General features: G+C 64.3%; 1 protein-coding gene. It reads left to right on the top strand.

The window, feature by feature from the left end:
* Positions 1-227: hypothetical protein (locus DKT72_RS18960; protein WP_220628160.1), on the top strand; the 227-nt coding region annotated here is incomplete at both ends.

Genomic DNA, 227 nt, shown 5'->3' with positions numbered 1-227 from the left:
GCCGGCAACCCGCACACCCCGGTGGCCGATCGTGTGTTCCTCGCCGACACCATGCCGTTCCCGAACGTATTGGTCAAACTCTCCGAAGACCCCGAACCGTCCGTGCGTCAAGCCGTGGCCGCCAACGGGGACGACAAGAATTGGCTGGTCGGCCGTCTGACCAAGGACCCGGTGCCTGCGGTCCGGGATACGGCGTTGAAAAACAAGCGCACCAGCTGGAAGATGCG

The organism is Confluentibacter sediminis (genome assembly GCF_003258355.1).
GTDB lineage: Bacteria > Bacteroidota > Bacteroidia > Flavobacteriales > Flavobacteriaceae > Confluentibacter > Confluentibacter sediminis.
Note: the sequence above shows the minus strand (reverse complement) of the source record. Positions and strands in the feature narration are given on the sequence as shown.